The sequence below is a fragment of the Pantoea stewartii subsp. stewartii genome, assembly GCF_008801695.1.
GTDB classification, from domain to species: Bacteria; Pseudomonadota; Gammaproteobacteria; order Enterobacterales; family Enterobacteriaceae; genus Pantoea; species Pantoea stewartii.
On the sequence record NZ_VZPF01000056.1, the window covers coordinates 1 to 18,986 of the forward strand.

The 18,986-nt window shown below is 51.9% G+C and carries 25 protein-coding genes; 12 read left to right on the plus strand and 13 right to left on the minus strand.

Going from position 1 to position 18,986, the window contains the following annotated elements; genetic code table 11:
• From F7Q90_RS16485 to F7Q90_RS16495, 3 genes are all read left to right on the plus strand, one after another.
• The coding region (locus F7Q90_RS16485; RefSeq protein ID WP_151160719.1) for a transposase domain-containing protein at window positions 1-97 on the plus strand (97 nt) is incomplete at its 5' end.
• Window positions 98-114: 17 nt separating this feature from the next.
• Window positions 115-324, plus strand: coding sequence for a hypothetical protein (locus F7Q90_RS16490; protein ID WP_006120537.1), 210 nt, complete (start codon window positions 115-117; stop codon window positions 322-324).
• A gap of 79 nt (window positions 325-403) precedes the next feature.
• Entirely contained in the window at window positions 404-1,156 is a 753-nt protein-coding gene (locus F7Q90_RS16495) for a DUF2303 family protein (protein ID WP_006120535.1), read from the plus strand.
• 274 nt (window positions 1,157-1,430) lie between these two features.
• Here F7Q90_RS16495 and F7Q90_RS16500 read toward each other — a convergent pair whose 3' ends face one another.
• Window positions 1,431-2,120: a hypothetical protein gene (locus F7Q90_RS16500; RefSeq protein WP_044242398.1), complete on the minus strand. Its 690-nt coding sequence runs from the start codon at window positions 2,118-2,120 to the stop codon at window positions 1,431-1,433.
• Between the two features lie 58 nt (window positions 2,121-2,178).
• Here F7Q90_RS16500 and F7Q90_RS16505 point away from each other — a divergent pair, with 58 nt between their 5' ends.
• The 8 genes from F7Q90_RS16505 (at window position 2,179) to F7Q90_RS16540 (ending at window position 7,664) form a co-directional block, all read left to right on the plus strand.
• Window positions 2,179-4,281, plus strand: a complete 2,103-nt coding sequence (locus tag F7Q90_RS16505) for a DNA polymerase family A protein (RefSeq protein ID WP_006120533.1) — start codon at window positions 2,179-2,181, stop codon at window positions 4,279-4,281.
• Window positions 4,282-4,286: 5 nt separating this feature from the next.
• Window positions 4,287-4,964 (plus strand): hypothetical protein, encoded by a 678-nt coding sequence (locus F7Q90_RS16510; protein WP_044242390.1) that lies wholly within the window; start codon window positions 4,287-4,289, stop codon window positions 4,962-4,964.
• The gene (locus F7Q90_RS16515) at window positions 4,961-5,173 is read left to right on the plus strand and encodes a hypothetical protein (RefSeq protein WP_044242389.1); all 213 of its coding nucleotides are present in this window, start codon (window positions 4,961-4,963) and stop codon (window positions 5,171-5,173) included. Before F7Q90_RS16510 ends, F7Q90_RS16515 begins: the two co-directional genes overlap by 4 nt.
• 15 nt (window positions 5,174-5,188) lie before the next feature.
• Complete coding sequence (locus F7Q90_RS16520; RefSeq protein ID WP_044242386.1) at window positions 5,189-5,413, plus strand: ANR family transcriptional regulator; 225 nt, start codon at window positions 5,189-5,191, stop codon at window positions 5,411-5,413.
• On the plus strand, window positions 5,403-5,645 hold the full coding sequence (locus F7Q90_RS16525; RefSeq protein WP_044242385.1) for a hypothetical protein: 243 nt from the start codon (window positions 5,403-5,405) through the stop codon (window positions 5,643-5,645). The genes F7Q90_RS16520 and F7Q90_RS16525 overlap by 11 nt, the downstream gene beginning before the upstream one ends.
• Window positions 5,629-5,931 (plus strand): PDDEXK family nuclease, encoded by a 303-nt coding sequence (locus tag F7Q90_RS16530; protein ID WP_006120531.1) that lies wholly within the window; start codon window positions 5,629-5,631, stop codon window positions 5,929-5,931. The genes F7Q90_RS16525 and F7Q90_RS16530 overlap by 17 nt, the downstream gene beginning before the upstream one ends.
• A gap of 225 nt (window positions 5,932-6,156) precedes the next feature.
• Window positions 6,157-7,464 (plus strand): DEAD/DEAH box helicase, encoded by a 1,308-nt coding sequence (locus tag F7Q90_RS16535; RefSeq protein WP_006120529.1) that lies wholly within the window; start codon window positions 6,157-6,159, stop codon window positions 7,462-7,464.
• Entirely contained in the window at window positions 7,461-7,664 is a 204-nt protein-coding gene (locus F7Q90_RS16540) for a helix-turn-helix transcriptional regulator (RefSeq protein WP_044242384.1), read from the plus strand. Before F7Q90_RS16535 ends, F7Q90_RS16540 begins: the two co-directional genes overlap by 4 nt.
• Here F7Q90_RS16540 and F7Q90_RS16545 read toward each other — a convergent pair.
• Window positions 7,661-9,058, minus strand: coding sequence for a site-specific integrase (locus F7Q90_RS16545; protein WP_006120528.1), 1,398 nt, complete (start codon window positions 9,056-9,058; stop codon window positions 7,661-7,663). The genes F7Q90_RS16540 and F7Q90_RS16545 overlap by 4 nt on opposite strands.
• Window positions 9,059-9,273: 215 nt before the next feature.
• Between F7Q90_RS16545 and F7Q90_RS16550 the strand changes: the two genes are divergently transcribed.
• Window positions 9,274-9,522: a YfhL family 4Fe-4S dicluster ferredoxin gene (locus tag F7Q90_RS16550; protein ID WP_044242421.1), complete on the plus strand. Its 249-nt coding sequence runs from the start codon at window positions 9,274-9,276 to the stop codon at window positions 9,520-9,522.
• On the opposite strand, the gene acpS is transcribed toward F7Q90_RS16550, so the two are convergent.
• The 11 genes from acpS to rpoE form a co-directional block, all read right to left on the minus strand.
• Window positions 9,519-9,899 (minus strand): holo-ACP synthase, encoded by a 381-nt coding sequence (acpS, locus tag F7Q90_RS16555; RefSeq protein ID WP_006120525.1) that lies wholly within the window; start codon window positions 9,897-9,899, stop codon window positions 9,519-9,521. The two genes, F7Q90_RS16550 and acpS, sit on opposite strands and share 4 nt — an antisense overlap.
• Window positions 9,899-10,630, minus strand: a complete 732-nt coding sequence (gene pdxJ, locus F7Q90_RS16560; RefSeq protein ID WP_006120524.1) for a pyridoxine 5'-phosphate synthase — start codon at window positions 10,628-10,630, stop codon at window positions 9,899-9,901. The genes acpS and pdxJ overlap by 1 nt, the downstream gene beginning before the upstream one ends.
• 72 nt (window positions 10,631-10,702) lie before the next feature.
• A complete protein-coding gene (recO, locus tag F7Q90_RS16565) occupies window positions 10,703-11,434 on the minus strand; it encodes a DNA repair protein RecO (protein WP_006120522.1) in 732 nt (243 codons plus the stop codon).
• Window positions 11,435-11,438: 4 nt separating this feature from the next.
• Window positions 11,439-12,344: a GTPase Era gene (gene era, locus F7Q90_RS16570; protein WP_006120519.1), complete on the minus strand. Its 906-nt coding sequence runs from the start codon at window positions 12,342-12,344 to the stop codon at window positions 11,439-11,441.
• A 48-nt stretch (window positions 12,345-12,392) separates the two neighbouring features.
• Window positions 12,393-13,073, minus strand: coding sequence for a ribonuclease III (gene rnc, locus F7Q90_RS16575; protein ID WP_006120517.1), 681 nt, complete (start codon window positions 13,071-13,073; stop codon window positions 12,393-12,395).
• A gap of 130 nt (window positions 13,074-13,203) precedes the next feature.
• Entirely contained in the window at window positions 13,204-14,178 is a 975-nt protein-coding gene (gene lepB, locus F7Q90_RS16580; protein WP_006120515.1) for a signal peptidase I, read from the minus strand.
• A gap of 9 nt (window positions 14,179-14,187) precedes the next feature.
• Window positions 14,188-15,987: a translation elongation factor 4 gene (gene lepA, locus F7Q90_RS16585; protein WP_006120514.1), complete on the minus strand. Its 1,800-nt coding sequence runs from the start codon at window positions 15,985-15,987 to the stop codon at window positions 14,188-14,190.
• Window positions 15,988-16,206: 219 nt separating this feature from the next.
• Window positions 16,207-16,671 carry a SoxR-reducing system protein RseC gene (gene rseC, locus F7Q90_RS16590; protein WP_006120512.1) on the minus strand — a complete coding sequence of 155 codons (465 nt, stop codon included), beginning with the start codon at window positions 16,669-16,671 and terminating at the stop codon, window positions 16,207-16,209.
• Entirely contained in the window at window positions 16,668-17,624 is a 957-nt protein-coding gene (rseB, locus tag F7Q90_RS16595) for a sigma-E factor regulatory protein RseB (RefSeq protein WP_006120511.1), read from the minus strand. Before rseB ends, rseC begins: the two co-directional genes overlap by 4 nt.
• Entirely contained in the window at window positions 17,624-18,277 is a 654-nt protein-coding gene (gene rseA / locus F7Q90_RS16600) for an anti-sigma-E factor RseA (RefSeq protein ID WP_006120510.1), read from the minus strand. Before rseA ends, rseB begins: the two co-directional genes overlap by 1 nt.
• A 26-nt stretch (window positions 18,278-18,303) precedes the next feature.
• Window positions 18,304-18,882, minus strand: a complete 579-nt coding sequence (gene rpoE, locus F7Q90_RS16605; protein WP_006120509.1) for an RNA polymerase sigma factor RpoE — start codon at window positions 18,880-18,882, stop codon at window positions 18,304-18,306.
• Window positions 18,883-18,986 lie beyond the last annotated feature (104 nt).

Here is an 18,986-nt window from a genome sequence, read left to right on the forward strand (position 1 = left end):
GACGTGGTTGCGTTACGTCATCGGTCATATACAGGACTGGCCGGTGAACCGGGTCCGCGATCTGCTGCCATGGAAGGTCGAGCTTCCCTCTGCCTGAACGTCAATACGGTCTGAATGCGACGCTTACTGAAAATCTCCCCTGTTGTCGCCAGCAAGGTACCGGAAGGCGAACGCGCCGAAACCATTATGTATTCGACTGCGGATGGCGATCTGCTGCGTGACGATCCCAGCACAGTACGCACCGAACTGAAACAGGTTGATGCCGGGCAACAGGAACGGCGCACCCTGCCAGAACAGGAAACCAGCCTGCGTAAAGTTATCTGACCCTTTTAGCCAGTACCAAGGGAAACCACTCACCCGGCCAACGCGCCGGGTTATTTATATCTAAAACAGGAACAAAGAAATGACCGAAGCTCAGACAATTTTCGATATTGTAAAAAGAAATCAGTTGTTAAACGTCAATGGTACTCCGGCGATTGCTATGCCGGAAGGCTATGAACTGGCCGACCTTGAACATTTCCTCCCGGCACCGCGCCGTATCCGCCAGAACGTCAAACTGTTGTCCGCTGACAGCTTTATCCAGTACTGCTCAAAATTTGCAACCGATGCGTCGGTGATCCTGGCCGATGCCAACCAGACAAAATTAACCGCCCAGCTCGACTATCACGCCGATCCTGCCACACCAGACTGGTGTAGCCACTCCGCAGTTTATCAGTGCGTGAAGTCCAAACCCTGGAAGATTTGGGAAGAACATGATGAAACCGCTATGGGACAGGAGGCTTTCGCTGAATTCCTGGAAGACCGCGCTGGCGACATCGTTACCCCAACCGGTGCGGAACTGCTGGAGATTGCAACTAAATTCCAGGTGATCCGCAAAGCGGTATTTGGTTCCGCTATCCGCCTGGCCACGGGTGAGTTTCAGTTCAACTACAGCGATGAAAACGACAAAGGCACCATTGAGGTACCAGAAGTTATCACGCTGGGTCTGGCACCATTCCATAACGGTGAATCATACGAGGTGCAGGCCCGTCTGCGCTACCGCCTGCGCGAAGGTAAGCTGGCCTTTACCTTCAAGCTCATTAACCCGGAGCGCGTGATCGAAGACGCCTTTAATTCTGTCGTTGAGAGTGTTAAAGCCGGTGGCTTTGTTGAATAAATGGATTTTATGCTGTGGTACTATGAAAACGGTTGTTTCAGATAACATAAAATCAATGCATTACATGCTTGCGTATGACGGTGTTCTGTCTGGCATCAGCGTTTTCTACCAAAACAGTGCAGACAAAACAGAATGATTACCTATTATTCAACAAAGCCAAAGCCGGTGTGACCGAAGCAACCGTCTACGACGCGCAAGCCTAATTGACAATACTCCACCCGGCGAAATGCCGGGTGTTTTGCAAAGAGGGTGTATCACCTTCTCCGCAAAACATTTAAAAATGTGGTGGAAACTTCTTAAGTTTGGCCCTTTCAACTATCGCGTTTAAAGGTGAAAAATCAAAATCTTTAAATCTGGCGGTTGGGTATTTAGCTTTCGCTTCGCTAAGAAACTCCGTAAGAGTTTTCTTTGACTTACCCAACATAGTATTCACACTCAGAACTTGTGCAAAATTTGGCGGGGAGGATAATCCATCATCGATAGCGGACTGCAATACGGAAGCAAGTGGTGTTTGACCTTTATCAGCACTATTCCATAAAGTCATTAGCAGTCGTGCTGCATCAATGAATAGTTTTTTATCCTTATTAACCCGAACGCCATTTGTATTACCTCCACCAGAGGAAACTCTATTATCCCCCTCTGTCGGTTCAGATTTAAAGGGGTTAAATAATTCTAACGTCGAGCCGTGAATTAACTTAATAAAATCCTCAGCCACATCTTGACCACAAAAGAAAGTTCCTTTTTGAAGATTCGCCTCGTCCTCAAAAGAAAAACAATAATACTGGTCAGTCAGCGGATAACCAGAATAACTTTTCTTCTTCTGACCGGGTATTAATTTCAGATGCGCAACGGGCTTAATAGTGAATTTGCTAACTATTCGGTTCTTTGTTTCATCACCACGAACACAAAACTCATCGGGTAGCTCAATTTGTTGGTATGCCTTTTGGTCTGATTCAGACGCCATTCCCTCTCCCTCCTGATGCGTTAAATACCTTTAACCATATACCACGCAAGGTTAGTTTATGTCCAAAATATTGTGGTTAGACCTTGAAACCTATAGCGAAACACCTATCAAGAACGGTACCCATGCCTACGCTGAAAACGTAGAGATTATGCTGTATGCCTGGGCTATTGATAGTGATCCTGTACAGGTATGGGACGTTACCGCTAATGCAAAAATCCCTCTTGAACTCCGACTTGCGCTCAAAAATCCTGATGTGCTGATTTACGCCCACAATAGCCATTTCGACCGCACGGTGTTAAATCACGCCATGCCGGGTGTAGCAGCCGGTGGCGTTGATCGCTGGCGGGATACAATGGTCAGAGCGCTGGCGCACGGTCTGCCGGGGTCGCTGGGCGATCTGTGTGACATTCTTAGTGTTTCGCAGGATAAAGCCAAGGATAAGGCGGGTAAGCAACTGATCCAGCTATTCTGTAAGCCCCGCCCCAAAAACAGCACTATCCGCCGCGCTACCGCCAAAACGCACCCTGTCGAGTGGCAGCGATTCGTTGAATACGCCGGGCTGGATATCGATGCCATGCGCGAGATCGACAAAAAGTTACCCACCTGGAATTACTCGGGTCAGGAACTGGCGCTCTGGCACCGGGATCAACGCATCAATGATCGCGGTGTATTCATGGACGTGCAGCTTGCAGAGGCAGCGGTTACGGCTGTTGAGATGGAACAGAAGGTTCTGGCTAAACGAACGCGGGAACTCACGGACAACGAGGTGCAGGCGGCAACACAGCGTGACGCCATGCTGAAACACATAGCAGAAGCTTTTGGTATCGAACTTCCTGATATGCAGGCCAGCACCTTACAGCGCCGGGTTAACGATCCCGACCTGCCGTTTGAACTCCGCGAGCTACTCGCTATTCGCCTACAGGCCAGTTCCACCAGCACCAGCAAATACAAGACGTTGATGAAAGGCGTCAGCCGCGACGGACGCCTGCGCGGAACCCAGCAATTTTGTGGCGCGTCACGTACCGGGCGCTGGGCCGGGCGCTTATTTCAGCCCCAAAATTTACCCAGACCTAGGCTAAAACAGAACGATATTGACTGTGGTATTGAAGCCCTGAAGGCCGGATGTGCTGACCTGCTTTACGATGATGTGATGCAATTAACCAGTTCAGCATTGCGCGGCTGCATCATGGCCCCTGCGGGTAAAAAACTGGTGGTATCTGACCTTAGCAACATAGAGGGGCGCGTACTGGCGTGGCTGGCCGGGGAAAAGTGGAAGCTACAGGCATTTCGGGATTATGACACCATCATCGGTACCGATGAAAAAGGTGAAGCGATCCGCGCTGGCCATGACCTGTACAAACTGGCCTATGCAAAATCTTTCGGCGTCCACCCGGATGAAGTGGACAAAGATCAGCGTCAGGTCGGCAAAGTGCAGGAACTGGCGTTGGGCTATGAAGGGGGCGTCGGTGCGTTTCTGACGTTCTCTCTGGCGTACAACATCGACCTTGAAGAAATGGCCTCTGCCGCTATCGCAAACATCCCGCGTAACATACTGGACGAAGCCGTTCGTGCATATGAATGGGCGGTAAAACAGAAGCGAACCTACGGACTGCCAAAACGCGCTTATGTTGTTTGCGACTCTTTTAAACGCCTCTGGCGTGAAGCCCACGCGGCAACATTCAGCTTCTGGAAGAAGATCGACCAGGCCACCCGCCGTGCCATTGCTACCCCCGGCATAACCATTTCCTGCCGCAAACTAAAACTTCGCCGTGATGGAAGCTGGCTTCGTATCCAGCTTCCGTCTGGCCGGGCGGTCTGTTACCCCGGCGCACGTATCGACGACAGCGGCAAGATCAGCTATATGGGCATCAACACCTACAGCCGGAAATGGCAACGCCTGCAAACCTACGGCGGCAAACTGGCGGAGAACGTAACCCAGGCTACCGCCCGTGATGTGATGGCAGCGAACATGCCCGGTGTGGAGGATAACGGCTACGACATCATACTGACTGTGCATGACGAAGTGCTGACGGAAGCCCCCGACACCACCGATTACTCCCACGAACACCTGAGCACCCTGCTCGCAACTAACCCCGAATGGGCTTTAGATCTGCCGCTATCCGCTGGCGGATTCGAAGCCCGCCATTACAGAAAGGAATAATCATTATGACAATTTCAGCAGAAAACGTGATTTACGGGTTAGGCTTGCTCGTTCAAGAAGGGGATGCTGGCAGTTATCACGTAAATGTAGATGAGGCCCGCGTATTACTGGCACACATCGACGCCCAAGCAGAGAAGTTGGACGCCGCTATGAAACAGTGCCAAGAATTGGCGAAACAGTCTGGAAAGTTAGGAGCAAGGGCTGCAATAGCCGAGCGGGAACTAATCCAACGCGATGCGTCAGCGGGTGAGCCAGCTGGGTATAAATATTTTGTTCATCACCCTGAGGTGGGTGGCTGGCACATGGATGCGTATCCGATGCATGAGAAAACATTGGACGATGCTGTTAACGCTGGACGCATATCACAATACCATCCTGTTTACGCCATACCTCAATTCACCCCATCAATTGCTGCGACGGATGTTCTGAGCGAGAAATTCATAGATTGGGTATGCCTGACTTGTGTTGAAGTACGTAACGCCTTTGGCGATTACGAGGCTCAGGATGGTATCAATGAAATTCGCCAATCACTGGAAGACAAAGCCAAAACTCTACGTCTCAATAACGGGAGTAAGCCGTTTATTGTGAAAATCCCCAAAGTCAGCAAATTTGCAGACGGATTGAATGCTGGAGTCTTGTGGATAAAGGCAATCCGGGCCGCTGGCGGCGAGGTGGCAGAATGAAATACCTGTATATGGTGATGGATGGCCGCGCGCAATTCGACATTGACCGGGCCGCGATACTGGAGTGTTGCGGTAATAAAAAACCATCCTGGAAATCCCTGCGTGAAGATTGGGGTGAACAGGGAGCCGTGCTCGTCCGGTGCCGCCAGTCTCAAATCAACGGCGAAAATGTTTACACCGATGAGGAAGTCGTCGGCGTTATCAACTGATCGAGGCCAACCCTTATGTCTTTTAGAAATTATGACAGCCCCTTGTATTACCGGGCTGCGCGTGAGGCTGCGCAAATTGAACGCGAGGGCGATTATCGCCGCGCTGCAAAGGTATGGACAAAAGCCAGCCGCTTATCACGTAACGGAATTAATCAGCAGTGGAGCGAAAACCGCTCTGACTTTTGCCTGATGCAGGTCGGACGGGAAAAACTCAAAGAGGCGGTTATCGATGCGCGATAAAAACTTAACTAATGATGTACTCGACGAAATTATTGCAGCCCCGAAAACAACGTTAGAACAGCTTTTAGCTCTCGAATTAAAAGAAGAACGTAAAACAGCAGGTGAGCCGCTTGTAGTTGTACTCCCAACTACAAGGCTTTGGGCTGGCGTTGTGGACTGCTTTGCCAAAGATGAAGTAATTGCAGCGATAGAAGTCGCTGGAGGAAAGGTTATCGATGGCCTACATCCGTGAATCCACCATCGAAAAATATCTGGTAACGGAAGTAAAAAAGTCTGACGGCATCGCCTACAAGTTTTTATCTCCCGGTCGCCGTGCAGTGCCGGATCGGTTGGTTCTGCTACCTGGTGGCCGGGCAGTCTTCGTTGAGTGCAAAGCCCCCGGCGAGAAACCACGGCCCGAGCAGTTGCGCGAACATGAACGGCTTAGGGCGCTGGGCTTTACCGTAATAGTGCTGGATAGCAAGAATCTGGAGGGAATATTGTGCGAAAAGTCCAACGTCGCAGTAAATTCCGGCTAATTGGCGGCCCGTATGATGGAGCCATCGTAATGCTCTTTACCGCTGGAACGCTTGAGTTTACAGCAAAAGGACAAACGGGTAGGTATACAGGGCAAAGCGAACAGCTTTATTGGGAGGAAAAACGTGCAAAATAGCTTACCTCCTAAAAATTTCACCCCCCGCCCATACCAAAACCTCATTATCGACCACTCCCTTAACCTACCCCGCACCAATATCTGGGCTGGCATGGGTATGGGTAAAACAGTTGCCACACTGACCACGCTGGAAGATCTCTTTATGTGCGGTGCCGAAACGCAACCGGTGTTGGTTCTCGCCCCCCTGCGTGTAGCACGGTCAACGTGGCCGGATGAAGTCGATAAATGGAATCACTTACGCAACATTGAGATGCAGCCAATTGTCGGCACCGTCAAAGAACGGCTGGCTGCTCTGCAAAACACTAATGCCAGCGTGTATACCACCAACTACGATAACCTGGTCTGGCTGGTTGAAACGCTGGGTGATCGCTGGCCTTTTGGTACCGTAGTGGCCGACGAGAGCACCCGGCTAAAATCGTTCCGGTTACGGCAAGGCGGCAAACGCGCAGCGGCGCTGGCGAAAGTCGCGCATAAGCACGTACACCGATGGATGAACCTCACTGGTACGCCTGCACCGAATGGCCTGATCGACCTGTGGGGTCAGGCATGGTTTGTTGATCAGGGCCAGCGCTTAGGACGTACCTTTGGCGCATTCACCTCTCGCTGGTTCAACAACATTCAGTTTCCCGGCCAACAGTGGTCAAAGCTGGAACCACGTCCCTTTGCGCAGGAACAAATGCAGGCGGCGCTACGTGATGTGACTATCTCGCTGGACGCCGCCGACTGGTTTGACATTGAGGAACCGATCCACAACGTGATCCGAGTGCAGATGCCAGCAAAGGCGCGGCAACAATACCAGGAAATGGAAAAGCAGATGTTTCTGGAACTGGACGGCACCGACATCGAAGCGCAGAACGCTGCCGCTAAAACGGTGAAGTGTCTGCAAATCGCCAGCGGTGCTGTCTATACCGACGACAAAGGTACCTGGTCAGAGATCCACGACTCAAAAATACAGGCTCTGGAAAGTGTGATTGCCGAATCTGGCGGCATGCCAGTGCTGGTTGCCTACCACTTCAAAAGCGACTTAGCCCGTTTGCTGAAAGCATTTCCGAAGGGTAAACAGCTTGATTCCGATCCGCAGACGCTGCGCGACTGGAACGCAGGAAAAATACCGGTGTTATTCGCTCACCCTGCCAGCGCAGGCCACGGCCTAAATCTACAGGATGGCGGCAACATCTTGGCATTTTTCTCTCACTGGTGGGATCTGGAACAGTACCAGCAAATTATCGAACGTATAGGGCCAACGCGCCAGATACAGGCAGGGCATAACCGTCCGGTCTGGATACACCACATTATCGCCGCCGATACCGTAGACGAACTGGTAATGCAGCGGCGCGATTCAAAACGTGAAGTGCAGGACATCCTGCTCGAAGCCATGAAAAAGCGAGGTTTGAAATGAGCGAACAATCCGACGAACTGCTCACTCCGGCAGAGGTTTGCAAAATGCTCGGCGGAATTACCCAAAAAACTCTCTGTGACTGGAATATCAACCACCGCCATAAAAAAATATTGGCACCGATCCGTTTTACCTCAAAAGTAGTGCGGTATGAGCGCCAGAACGTTCAGGCATTTATCCAAAAATGTCGAAGCGAGTATTAACCTTTTTTCCTCAGTAAAATAACCTGCGTCAAGATACTTGCTTCATGCGCTTCAAAGGCTGTTTTCTTCAACGCCATTTCCTCCTGCAATATCTCATCTGAAAAGTCGTAATGTTCAGCCATAGGATCCGCGCTTTTATCCGAATGGTGCAAACACAAAAGGCTAATCTCCCGCGTATCAGAGCGGGAGAAGCCCTTTGCACGCATCTGAGCGATAACATTGCTCTTAAAGAACTTACGGCACATCGTATTAAATGCCCCTTCCCTACCCTTCACCGTCCCGTCATGTTTAATTCCCTTTACTGCATTTTCCGGGCTGTAGGTTTTTATCAACTTATCGAGAGATCGCTTTGCAAACGGTAATTCGGGATTACGCGGTTGAAGAAAAACAAACTGCTGATTGCATCCCGGTACCGAATCCCTCCATTCTTTCTGTTCCTGCAAAATACGCTCAATACCAGCGGTTATTGGGATCCTGAATTCCTTCTGCGTTTTCATCGCGCCACGCATACCAATTATCCCAGCCGGATAAACAATTTCTTTTATATCTTCCCTGACATAATCCCATTGCAGATTGCTGACATTGATAGGGCGTACCCCCGTCAGGATCATAAAACGCATGGCATTTTTCTGATGAATGGAGGTACACCCCGCGACGTTAAGCCACAATTTCGCTATAGATTCAATATCAGTAAAAAGGCGCGTAGGTGCAGGTCGTTGGACACGGGAAGATACATAATCATCCGGTATGCTCGCTGCGACATTCCGTCCGTTGCATAGCTGTGGAGCTGAGTATTTCCAAAACCGGCGAAGTTCAGCGAATAATTCAAGCACATGGTTATTAGATTTTGTCGCTATCCAGGTGTCCAGCACCTCAATGATTCTTCCATAAGTTACATCGCCGAACACTTCACGATCACCGAACGCTAAATCGATCTGTTTTATCCTTGCGCAGTAAGTCCGGTAGCTGTGTTCACTTAACTTTTGGCGTTGTACTTTTGCTTCAAGGTCAGCACGATAACTTTCCAGAGCCAAATGTACCGACTCAGCCCTCAGTCCTTCCCCCGCCATTTCCACCGCGTTCTCACGCGCAAGTTGAATCGCTAGTTCCGGCCATTCACCCAATTTACGCCCTTTCAGCCCCATTTTCTTGGGGAACTCCGCATAGAATGTAACCTTACCGGCCTTACTGAAATCGATGCGTAAATAGCTCTCTTTTTCGTACTTAGATCGCCGGGATTGTCCCTGGTGCTTGAGTATGGTTTTTGCTGCCGTAACACAGATTCGCATGTGTGAGCTTGTGTATGGCGGCTTACATCCCTCCCAATGTTCTAAAGCGCTCAAAAAATCGTCATTATTGGGCTTTTCGGGGTTCTGTGTTACAGTGCGCGGCATTGAAATTCCTTATCCTATGACCCGTCGCGAGACAGGCTCGCACATGAGGCTTTTTAAGGTGGTGATTTTCGGTCTGTGTTGCGGTTTTGTGTTACGCAAGTGAGTGTATCAGTGTTTTTTATACTGTACAAATCCACAGATAGTTAACCATCGTAAGGAATGCAAATAGTATATAACCAATTGATTATATAAGATAAAAAAGGTAAGTGGTTGAAGTGGCTTTACTTATTACTACACGCTGTATCAATTGCGATATGTGTGAACCCGAATGCCCGAACCAGGCTATTTCGATGGGTGAGATGATTTATGAGATTGAGGTGAGCCGCTGTACCGAATGTGTGGGACATTATGATGTGCCGACCTGCCAGCGGGTTTGCCCTATTGATAACACCATTGTGACGGACCCCCAGCACATCGAATCACGCGATGCGCTGTGGGATAAGTTTGTTGCCCTGCACGGTTAGCTTTCGATAATGACCGTAGCACAGGCATAGTGGCGCTCGTCGGCCAGGGTTACATGGACATGCTGTACACCCAGCCGCTGCGCCACCTCAGCAGCATGATCGAAAAAACGCAGGAGTGGTTTACCCAGCGCATCGTTGTAAACTTCAAACTGATTGAATGCCAGTCCGCCGCGAATGCCGGTGCCAAACGCTTTGGCTGCCGCTTCTTTAACGGCGAAACGTTTAGCCAGAAAACGCACCGGCTGACGATGCTGCTGATACTGCTGCCATTCGGCCTCACTCAGCACGCGACGCGCCAGTCGATCGCCAGAGCGAGAAATCACATCGGCAATCCGCTCTATTTCGACGATATCGCTGCCCAGTCCCAGAATAGCCATTAGCGACGCGCTTCTCGCAGCAGCTGTTTCATGGCTTTGACGGCGTCAGGCAGGCCGCTCATCACCGCCCGACCAATGATCGCATGACCGATGTTCAGCTCATGCATTTCCGGCAGCGCGGCAATCGGCAGGACGTTGTGGTAAGTCAGACCGTGACCGGCGTTAACTTTTAATCCGCGGCTGGCCGCAAAGGTGGCCGCCTGACGGATCCGGGCCAGCTCAGCGTCGCGTGCCGGGCCTTCAGGGGCTTCAGCATAGGCACCGGTATGAATTTCAATATAAGGCGCGCCGCTGGTGACAGCCGCTTCGATTTGCCGGTGATCGGGATCGATAAACAGGGATACCAAAATGCCCGCCTCACTGAGTTTTTTTACCGCGGCATTAAGTTTTTCCTGTTGTCCGGCGACATCCAGTCCGCCTTCGGTGGTCACTTCCTCACGCTTTTCCGGCACCAGGCAGCAGAAATGCGGTTTGATGTCACACGCGATATTCAGCATCTCATCGGTGACCGCCATTTCGAGATTCATCCGCGTTTCGATGGTATTACGCAGAATACGCACGTCGCGGTCGGTAATGTGGCGGCGATCTTCCCGCAGGTGCACCGTGATCCCATCCGCGCCCGCCTGTTCGGCGATAAAAGCCGCCTGGACCGGATCAGGGTAATGGGTGCCACGCGCGTTGCGGACGGTAGCAATGTGGTCGATGTTAACGCCTAACAGTAACTCAGCCATGACAATCCTCGGTTCATTATGGTCATTGTATGGAGTGTAACGCGCCCTGATGCGATTCCGCTACGACCCGCATCAGGGCTCGCCGGCAATATCGGGCTTTTTTTTCGGTGTAAACTGACGGAAAAGCTCCTGACTTTTTAACGGTTTGCCCCCCAGGTAGGGTTTTAGCGCCATGCGGGTAAAGCGCTTCGCCGCGCGCAGGGCATCCGCATCGGGAAATTCACGCGTGGAGAGCGCCTGCAGGTGTTTACCTGTAAAGCTGCGCTGATTGAGCACCAGACTGGCGATGAAGCCCTTCTCTTCCCGGTAGCTGTAGGTCATGTCTTCACTGACCGGTTCACCACTGCCTGCGCAGTGCAGGAAATCCACGCCATAGCCAAGGTGCCCCAACAGCGCCAGCTCGAAACGACGCAGTGCAGGTTCGGGTGAACCCTCGGCGGCGGCCAGCGTCTGGATACATTGCAGATAGTCAAAAAACAGGTCGGAAAAGGGGATGTGCTGTTCCAGTACCCGAGACAACAGCTCGTTGACGTACAGGCCGCAGTAAAGCGTGATACCACTGAGGGGGAGAGCAAGCGAAACCGCTTCGGCATTGCGCAGCGTTTTCACCTCACCACGACCGCTCCAGCGCACCAGCTGCGGGGTAAAAGGCTGAAGTGTGCCTTTTAACTGAGAACGCCGTGATCGTGCTCCTTTTGCCAGGACACGAACACGGCCTTCACTTTCACTAAACAGGTCAAGCAGCAGACTGGTTTCGCTGAAAGGACGACTATGCAGCACAAAGGCGCGTTGCCAGCCTTCCATTTATTCAGAGATCGTCTGTGTAACCCAGACTACGCAGCGCACGTTCGTCATCTGCCCAGCCGGATTTAACTTTAACCCACAGTTCGAGATGCACTTTGGCATCGAACATCTCTTCCATGTCCTTACGCGCTTCAATACCAATGGTTTTGATTTTGGCGCCTTTATTGCCAATCACCATTTTTTTTTGCCCTTCGCGCTCGACCAGAATCAAACCGTTGATGTCATAACCGCCACGCGCGTTAGACACAAACTGTTCGATTTCGACTGTGACCGAGTAAGGCAGTTCCGCACCGAGGAAACGCATCAGCTTTTCACGGATAATTTCGGATGCCATAAAGCGCTGTGAGCGATCGGTAATGTAATCTTCCGGGAAGTGATGGTCAGATTCCGGCAGATGCTTGCGGGCGATGGCGGCGATGGTGTCGACATTTTTACCGCTTTCGGCCGAAACCGGCACGATATCAATAAAGTTCATCTGCTCGCTGAGGAACTGCAGGTGCGGTAACAGGACGCTTTTATCCTGGATGTTGTCGATTTTATTGATCGCCAGCAGAACCGGCACTTTGCCATCGCGCAACTTGTTTAACACCATCTCGTCGTCGGGCGTCCAGCGCGTGCCTTCAACCACAAAGATGATCAGTTCAACGTCACCGATAGAACTGCTGGCCGCACGGTTCATCAGGCGGTTGATCGCCCGCTTCTCTTCCATATGCAGGCCGGGCGTATCAACGTAAATCGCCTGATAAGCGCCTTCCGTATGGATGCCCATAATGCGGTGACGGGTGGTTTGCGGCTTACGCGACGTAATTGAAACCTTCTGCCTCAGTAACTGGTTCAGTAAGGTGGATTTACCGACGTTAGGCCGGCCAACTATCGCGACAAAGCCGCTGTATGTAACATTTTCGCTCATTCGAGTCCTGAGGTTTTCAGCGCCGGTTGCGGCGCCGGGATAATACTGTTATTCCAGACCAAGTTTAATCAGCGCCTGTTCAGCCGCTGCTTGTTCAGCTTTACGGCGGCTGGAGCCCACGCCCACCACCGGTTCTGCCATGCCACTCACCTGACAGTGAATGGTAAATTCCTGATCGTGGGCTTCGCCGCGAACCTGCACCACTAAGTAACTTGGCAGCGGCAGATGACGGCCCTGCAGGTATTCCTGCAGGCGCGTTTTCGGATCTTTTTGTTTATCACCCGGACTGATTTCGTCCAGGCGCGTCTGATACCAGTCAAGGATCAGCTTTTCGACCGTCTGAATATTACTGTCGAGGAAGACACCACCAATAAGCGCTTCCACGGTGTCCGCCAGAATAGATTCACGACGGAAGCCGCCGCTTTTTAATTCGCCGGGCCCCAGACGCAGGCATTCACCCAAATCGAATTCCCGCGCCATCTCTGCCAGCGTATTACCGCGCACCAGCGTCGCGCGCATGCGGCTCATGTCGCCCTCATCCACACGCGGAAAACGGTGGTAGAGCGCATTTGCAATCACGTAGCTCAGAATCGAATCGCCTAAAAACTCCAGGCGTTCGTTATGCTTGCTACTGGCGCTGCGATGCGTCAACGCCTGCTGTAAAAGTTCAGAATGTGTAAAAGTGTAGCCCAGTTTGCGCTGAAGCTTGTTAATCAGGATGGGGTTCATGCGATTCCAGTTCTGTTTTGCGTCTGTCACTCTGCATACCAAACAGGGCTGAGAATCCAACACATTCTGTTTGGTGTGCAGTGGCCCCCATGACGGAGGCCACCCTATTTTGCCTGACTCTCAGGCTGGCTTAATGGATACCGCCGATACGACTCAGTCGTACGCCGGTTGGCCACTGGCCTTCTTGTTTTTCAAAGCTCATCCAGATGGCGACCGCTTTACCGACCAGATTGCGCTCGGGAACAAAGCCCCAGTAGCGACTGTCGGCGCTGTTGTCACGGTTATCACCCATCATGAAATACTGCCCCTGCGGCACAACCCAGCTCGCCTGCGGCTGGCCGGGCTGCTGATAGTACATGCTCGCCTGGCTTTGTGCTTCCGTCACCAACAGAATGTCATGCGTCACATTGCCCAGCGTTTCTTTGCGCGTGGCCAGACGTAATCCACCGCGCATGGTTTCATTCAGCGGCACCTGGTAGAACCCGTTACCGGCTTCGTTACCATCAAACCCGCTAAACGTCTGAACAAACTTGCTTGGCTCTATGTTGCTGTAGGTGACTGGCAACGCTTTGCTGCAAGGCTTGCCATTATCGCAGGCCGGATTAATAGTCAGCGTTTTACTGTAGGGATCATAGGTTACACGATCGCCCGGCAGGCCAATCACGCGCTTGATGTAGTCCAGGCTGGGATCTTTTGGGTATTTAAAGACCGCAATATCGCCACGCTTAGGATGACCGGTAGGAATCAGCGTGGTTTGCGTAATCGGGTCTTTAATGCCGTAAGCAAACTTCTCGACCAGAATAAAGTCACCAATCAGCAGCGTGGGCATCATTGATCCTGACGGGATCTGGAAAGGCTCATACACAAATGAGCGCACAAAGAATACCACGGCCAGCACCGGAAATACGGAGGCAGCGGTTTCAATCCAGCCCGGCTTAGGTGCCATTTTTGCCAGCGTTTTTTTATCGAGCGTGCCGCCTGACTGCGCCTGTGCCGCCGCCTGCAGCGCCCGGCGCTGTGGTGCCCACTTTATACGATCGATCACCCAGAGAATACCAGTAATCAATGTCGCTATCGCCAGGACTAGCGCGAACATATTAGCCATTTAAGATCCTTATTTGCTGTCTTTTCCGACATGCAGAATGGCGAGGAATGCTTCCTGCGGCAGTTCAACGTTACCGACCTGCTTCATTCGCTTCTTACCCTCTTTCTGCTTCTGCAACAGCTTTTTCTTACGACTGACATCACCGCCGTAACACTTGGCAAGGACGTTCTTACGCAGCTGTTTGACGGTTGAGCGAGCGATAATGTGGTTGCCGATTGCCGCCTGAATCGCAATATCAAATTGTTGACGTGGGATGAGGTCTTTCATTTTCTCAACCAGCTCACGTCCACGATAAGGTGCGTTATCACGGTGGGTAATCAGCGCCAGCGCATCAACACGTTCTGAGTTAATCAGCACGTCGACACGCACCATGTCAGAGGCCTGAAAACGTTTAAAATTGTAGTCCAGTGAAGCATAGCCGCGCGATGTTGATTTCAAACGGTCAAAGAAGTCGAGCACCACTTCAGCCATTGGAATCTCATAGGTCAGCGCAACCTGATTGCCGTGGTAAACCATATTTGTCTGAACGCCACGTTTCTCGATGCACAGCGTAATGACGTTGCCCAGGTATTCCTGCGGCAGCAGCATGTGACACTCCGCAATCGGTTCACGCAACTCTTCAATGTTATTGAGCGGTGGCAGCTTCGAGGGGCTGTCCACATAAATGACTTCGCCGCTCGTGGTTTCCACTTCGTACACTACCGTCGGTGCGGTCGTGATCAGATCGAGATCGTACTCACGTTCCAGACGTTCCTGAATGATCTCCATGTGCAGCAGACCCAGGAAGCCGCAACGGAAGCCAAAGCCCAGCGCGGTTGAACTCTCTGGCTCGTAGAACAGAGAAGCATCGTTCAGACTCAGCTTGCCCAGCGCATCACGAAACGCTTCGTAGTCATCAGAACTAATCGGGAACAGACCGGCGTAAACCTGCGGCTTCACTTTTTTAAAGCCAGGCAGCGCTTTGTCCGCCGGGTTACGTGCTGTTGTCAGGGTATCGCCCACCGGCGCACCCAGAATGTCTTTAATGGCGCAGACCAGCCAGCCGACTTCGCCACAGTTCAGTTCAGTGCGGTCAACCTGCTTCGGCGTGAAAATGCCCAGTCGATCGGCGTTATAAACCTGGCCGGTACTCAGTACCTTGATTTTATCGCCTTTACGCATGGTGCCGTTTTTTACACGAACCAGCGAGACAACACCCAGGTAGTTATCGAACCAGGAGTCGATAATCAGTGCCTGCAGCGGCCCTTCCGGATCGCCTTCTGGCGGCGGAATATCGCGCACCAGGCGCTCAAGCACTTCAGGTACGCCGACACCGGTTTTCGCCGAGCAACGCACGGCATCGGTGGCATCAATACCGACAATATCTTCGATTTCCTGTGCAGCACGTTCAGGATCGGCGGCAGGCAAATCGATTTTATTCAGCACCGGCACGACTTCCAGATCCATCTCAATCGCGGTGTAGCAGTTAGCCAGGGTTTGCGCTTCAACGCCCTGCCCGGCATCCACCACCAGCAGCGCACCCTCACAGGCGGCCAGTGAGCGGGAAACTTCGTATGAGAAGTCAACGTGTCCCGGCGTGTCGATAAAATTGAGCTGGTAAGTTTCGCCGTCTTGGGCTTTGTAATCGAGCGTCACGCTCTGTGCTTTGATGGTAATACCACGTTCACGCTCAAGATCCATTGAGTCCAGAACCTGCGCGGCCATCTCGCGGTCAGTTAATCCACCACAGATCTGAATCAAGCGGTCAGAGAGCGTGGATTTACCGTGGTCAATGTGGGCGATGATGGAGAAATTTCTTATGTGCTTCATTTATAGAGATATCTTCACGTAGAGAATCAGTTAGAAACCTGAGCACAGACACATTCAGGAAGATCGCTCTTAACCCACAATCCTGTCAGCCTCATTAATGACGACGCATATTACACTGTTAAGGCCGCGCATAAAAGAATGGAACGTCGTGGAAACGAAACAGTTTTTTGCGCGTCAGGCTTAAGACAAAAGTCGCAACAAGTGCGGCTTAAGCAGGGGTCAGGCTTCGCTTTCAACACGAAGCGCATCTGGGGGCAAGGCGATATTAAGGATAACCGGCTGGAAGGCCTCACTATCGCCAAATTTCATGGAAATGCCTTTGGCGACGATAAAGCCGCCAACTCCGCCTAATAGCGCGCCGCAGGCGGCGGCCAGGTCGCTGCCGAACAGGGCCTGGAACAGACCCGCGAACAGAAACAGGCCAAACAGCGGCGTCATGTATACCAGCAGTGCCGAACCGAGCAGGCTGCTCTCTTTGATGCCCAGTTCGACACGTTGGCCCGGAGCCAGGGGCTTGCTACTGGCGATTTGCATCACATGCGCATTCTTTGGCCCCAGCTTATTCAGCATATGGCTGCCACAGCCTTTGCGTGCCTGGCAGCTGTTGCAGGAGGTTTTGGCTTCGGTATGCAGTGTCGCGATACCATCCTGCCATGCCACCACGGTGGCCCATTCTCTCATCATTTTTTTGCCCCAGGATTAACACTGTCCGCGATACGTTTGGCCGTCGCAGGCGGTAACTCGCCAACGACCGTAATTTCGTAATTATCGCGTATTACGGTTTCCACCGTACGACGTCCCGTGCGCAATGTCTGTGCGACGCTGTTTTTATCTGCCGGCGTAACGTTTACAGCAAAGCTAAACAGACCATCGCTGTACAGCCGGGATTCAAGGGATTTATTTAACGCAGGAAGCATACGCCGGCTTTGGGAAACGAGCGTCATCCCTGCGGGAAGCCAGGCGGGCTCCCAGTCCAGCGTCGCGTTGTCTGATTTGGTTAATGAGAGCGACGGCGGCAGATTGGCTTTTTCAAGGCCCTGCATCAGGTTGCGTACGCCATCATCCACCGCGAAGCTGATCACGCGAAACTGTTCCATCGTTTCACCGTCACGATCGAGCAGATCCACGCGCAGCGGTAGCTTGGTATCCACATCCAGCCATACAACATAACTGTAGCGCGTGCCATCGCGCGACACTACGCGCACCACATCACACATCTGATCGGCAATGCGGGAACGGCCGACGGTAATAAAGTCATAAGCCGCATCAAGTTTGGCAAAGTCGGCGTAGATAATCGATGGCAACGCATCGACGATGTGATTGCCGGGAAGCGAGAAAGGCTCAATACCCGGTTCGAAATAGCTGATGTCGTTGCCGCGCTGAATGACTTCGCGACGCGGACCGTCCATCTGCAGAATCTGTGCATAGACGCGATCGTCGATTACTGCGTGACGATAACGGAGCGATTCCATACCAAGACGGGAAACGTTGATGTAGGCGAATTCGTAGTTGAGCGTCTGACTTGCCTGCTCCATCTGCTGTAATAACGCCCCAGACGCAGAAACCTGCGCTGGGGCGGCAGTGGACCACAACAGGCTGCCCGTCAGAAGACTAACGGCATACCATAGCGGCTTCATTACTGCTGCTGCATTCCTAATGACTGATTACCCGGTACATTGGCCTGCGCTTGTTTTGGCGCATTGGTTTCGAACTGCAGCTGATCGGCGTGCAGACGACGCTGAAGTTCGTAGTCCTGCAGCATGGCGTTCACGCGGCGACGCTGGTCCTGCACCTGTTGTGAGGCATTGCCTGAACCAAACATATCCGAGGGGACACCCAGACTGACAGGTGACGCTTTGCCCATCACTGGCAAGGTGTTGAATACCGGTGAGTCAGAGCTTTCCACGCTGCCGTTGGTGGGTTGGTTATAGTGCTGAACACCCACAATTACCGCCAGGGAAACACAGGCGGCGACGCCGACCTGCGTAATCTGGGCCGCCCAGGGGCGAACTTTGTGCCAGAACGGCATTTTTTCCCAGCGATAAGGCTCGGGCTGTGCTTCAGGAATCAGGGACGTCACATTGCGCTGTGGCTCGTTTTCGATGGCAGCGGCAACGCGAGCAGAAATATCAAAATGCAGGTGTTCACCAACATCGCCGCGCATGGTATCGCGAATCAGATGGTAGCGTTCCCAGCTTTTTTGTAGATCTGCATCCTTAGACAGGGCTGAAATCAGCGCGTTATCTAAAGCCTCACCATCCATTAAAGCGGAAAGTTTTTCTTTCTGCATGCCTAATACCCTTCCAGTAGCCGTTATCACTGACGTTGGATAAGCGGTTGAACTTTATTATCAATGGCCTCACGTGCACGGAAAATACGTGACCTTACCGTGCCCACCGGGCAATCCATAATGACGGCGATCTCTTCATAGCTCAGACCGTCAAGTTCCCTGAGGGTAATTGCCATTCGCAAGTCCTCAGGAAGCGCCTCAATGGTACGAAAGACGATTTGTTTCAGTTCGTCAGACAACATTAAGTTCTCAGGGTTCGAAATTTCTTTTAACGCACCCGCACTTTCGAAATTTTCCGCATCAATTGCATCAACATCGCTGGAAGGCGGACGGCGTCCCTGAGCAACCAGATAGTTTTTGGCTGTATTCACGGCAATCCGATACAGCCAGGTGTAAAACGCGCTATCGCCACGGAAAGAATCCAGTGCCCGATACGCCTTAATAAATGATTCCTGAACGACGTCAGGCACATCGCCTGAAGGCACATACCGTGAGACCAGGCTCGCGACTTTATGCTGGTAACGGATCACCAGTAAGTTGAAAGCTTTTTGATCCCCCTTCTGAACCCGTTCAACCAGAACCTGGTCCGCTAACTGCTCGCTCATCCGAGGTAAAGTCTCCCCAAATACTTTCTTATGCGTTAAGGAACTGCCAGCACACAGCTATTGAGCAAGCATGCGCTTTGAGTCATTACGTGGCGAAAAGTTCA

Coding starts and splice junctions, on each gene's coding strand:
- F7Q90_RS16510 (WP_044242390.1), top strand. CDS start 4,287: ATGACAATTTCAGCAGAAAACGTGATTTACGGGTTAGGCTTGCTCGTT.
- F7Q90_RS16515 (WP_044242389.1), top strand. CDS start 4,961: ATGAAATACCTGTATATGGTGATGGATGGCCGCGCGCAATTCGACATT.
- F7Q90_RS16500 (WP_044242398.1), bottom strand. CDS start 2,120: ATGGCGTCTGAATCAGACCAAAAGGCATACCAACAAATTGAGCTACCC.
- F7Q90_RS16505 (WP_006120533.1), top strand. CDS start 2,179: ATGTCCAAAATATTGTGGTTAGACCTTGAAACCTATAGCGAAACACCT.
- F7Q90_RS16545 (WP_006120528.1), bottom strand. CDS start 9,058: ATGCCGCGCACTGTAACACAGAACCCCGAAAAGCCCAATAATGACGAT.
- rseB (WP_006120511.1), bottom strand. CDS start 17,624: ATGAAGCCGCTATGGTATGCCGTTAGTCTTCTGACGGGCAGCCTGTTG.
- rseA (WP_006120510.1), bottom strand. CDS start 18,277: ATGCAGAAAGAAAAACTTTCCGCTTTAATGGATGGTGAGGCTTTAGAT.
- F7Q90_RS16540 (WP_044242384.1), top strand. CDS start 7,461: ATGAGCGAACAATCCGACGAACTGCTCACTCCGGCAGAGGTTTGCAAA.
- lepB (WP_006120515.1), bottom strand. CDS start 14,178: ATGGCTAATATGTTCGCGCTAGTCCTGGCGATAGCGACATTGATTACT.
- era (WP_006120519.1), bottom strand. CDS start 12,344: ATGAGCGAAAATGTTACATACAGCGGCTTTGTCGCGATAGTTGGCCGG.
- acpS (WP_006120525.1), bottom strand. CDS start 9,899: ATGGCTATTCTGGGACTGGGCAGCGATATCGTCGAAATAGAGCGGATT.
- F7Q90_RS16495 (WP_006120535.1), top strand. CDS start 404: ATGACCGAAGCTCAGACAATTTTCGATATTGTAAAAAGAAATCAGTTG.
- F7Q90_RS16530 (WP_006120531.1), top strand. CDS start 5,629: ATGGCCTACATCCGTGAATCCACCATCGAAAAATATCTGGTAACGGAA.
- pdxJ (WP_006120524.1), bottom strand. CDS start 10,630: ATGGCTGAGTTACTGTTAGGCGTTAACATCGACCACATTGCTACCGTC.
- rnc (WP_006120517.1), bottom strand. CDS start 13,073: ATGAACCCCATCCTGATTAACAAGCTTCAGCGCAAACTGGGCTACACT.
- F7Q90_RS16525 (WP_044242385.1), top strand. CDS start 5,403: ATGCGCGATAAAAACTTAACTAATGATGTACTCGACGAAATTATTGCA.
- F7Q90_RS16490 (WP_006120537.1), top strand. CDS start 115: ATGCGACGCTTACTGAAAATCTCCCCTGTTGTCGCCAGCAAGGTACCG.
- F7Q90_RS16520 (WP_044242386.1), top strand. CDS start 5,189: ATGTCTTTTAGAAATTATGACAGCCCCTTGTATTACCGGGCTGCGCGT.
- recO (WP_006120522.1), bottom strand. CDS start 11,434: ATGGAAGGCTGGCAACGCGCCTTTGTGCTGCATAGTCGTCCTTTCAGC.
- rseC (WP_006120512.1), bottom strand. CDS start 16,671: ATGATGAGAGAATGGGCCACCGTGGTGGCATGGCAGGATGGTATCGCG.
- F7Q90_RS16535 (WP_006120529.1), top strand. CDS start 6,157: ATGGGTATGGGTAAAACAGTTGCCACACTGACCACGCTGGAAGATCTC.
- rpoE (WP_006120509.1), bottom strand. CDS start 18,882: ATGAGCGAGCAGTTAGCGGACCAGGTTCTGGTTGAACGGGTTCAGAAG.
- lepA (WP_006120514.1), bottom strand. CDS start 15,987: ATGAAGCACATAAGAAATTTCTCCATCATCGCCCACATTGACCACGGT.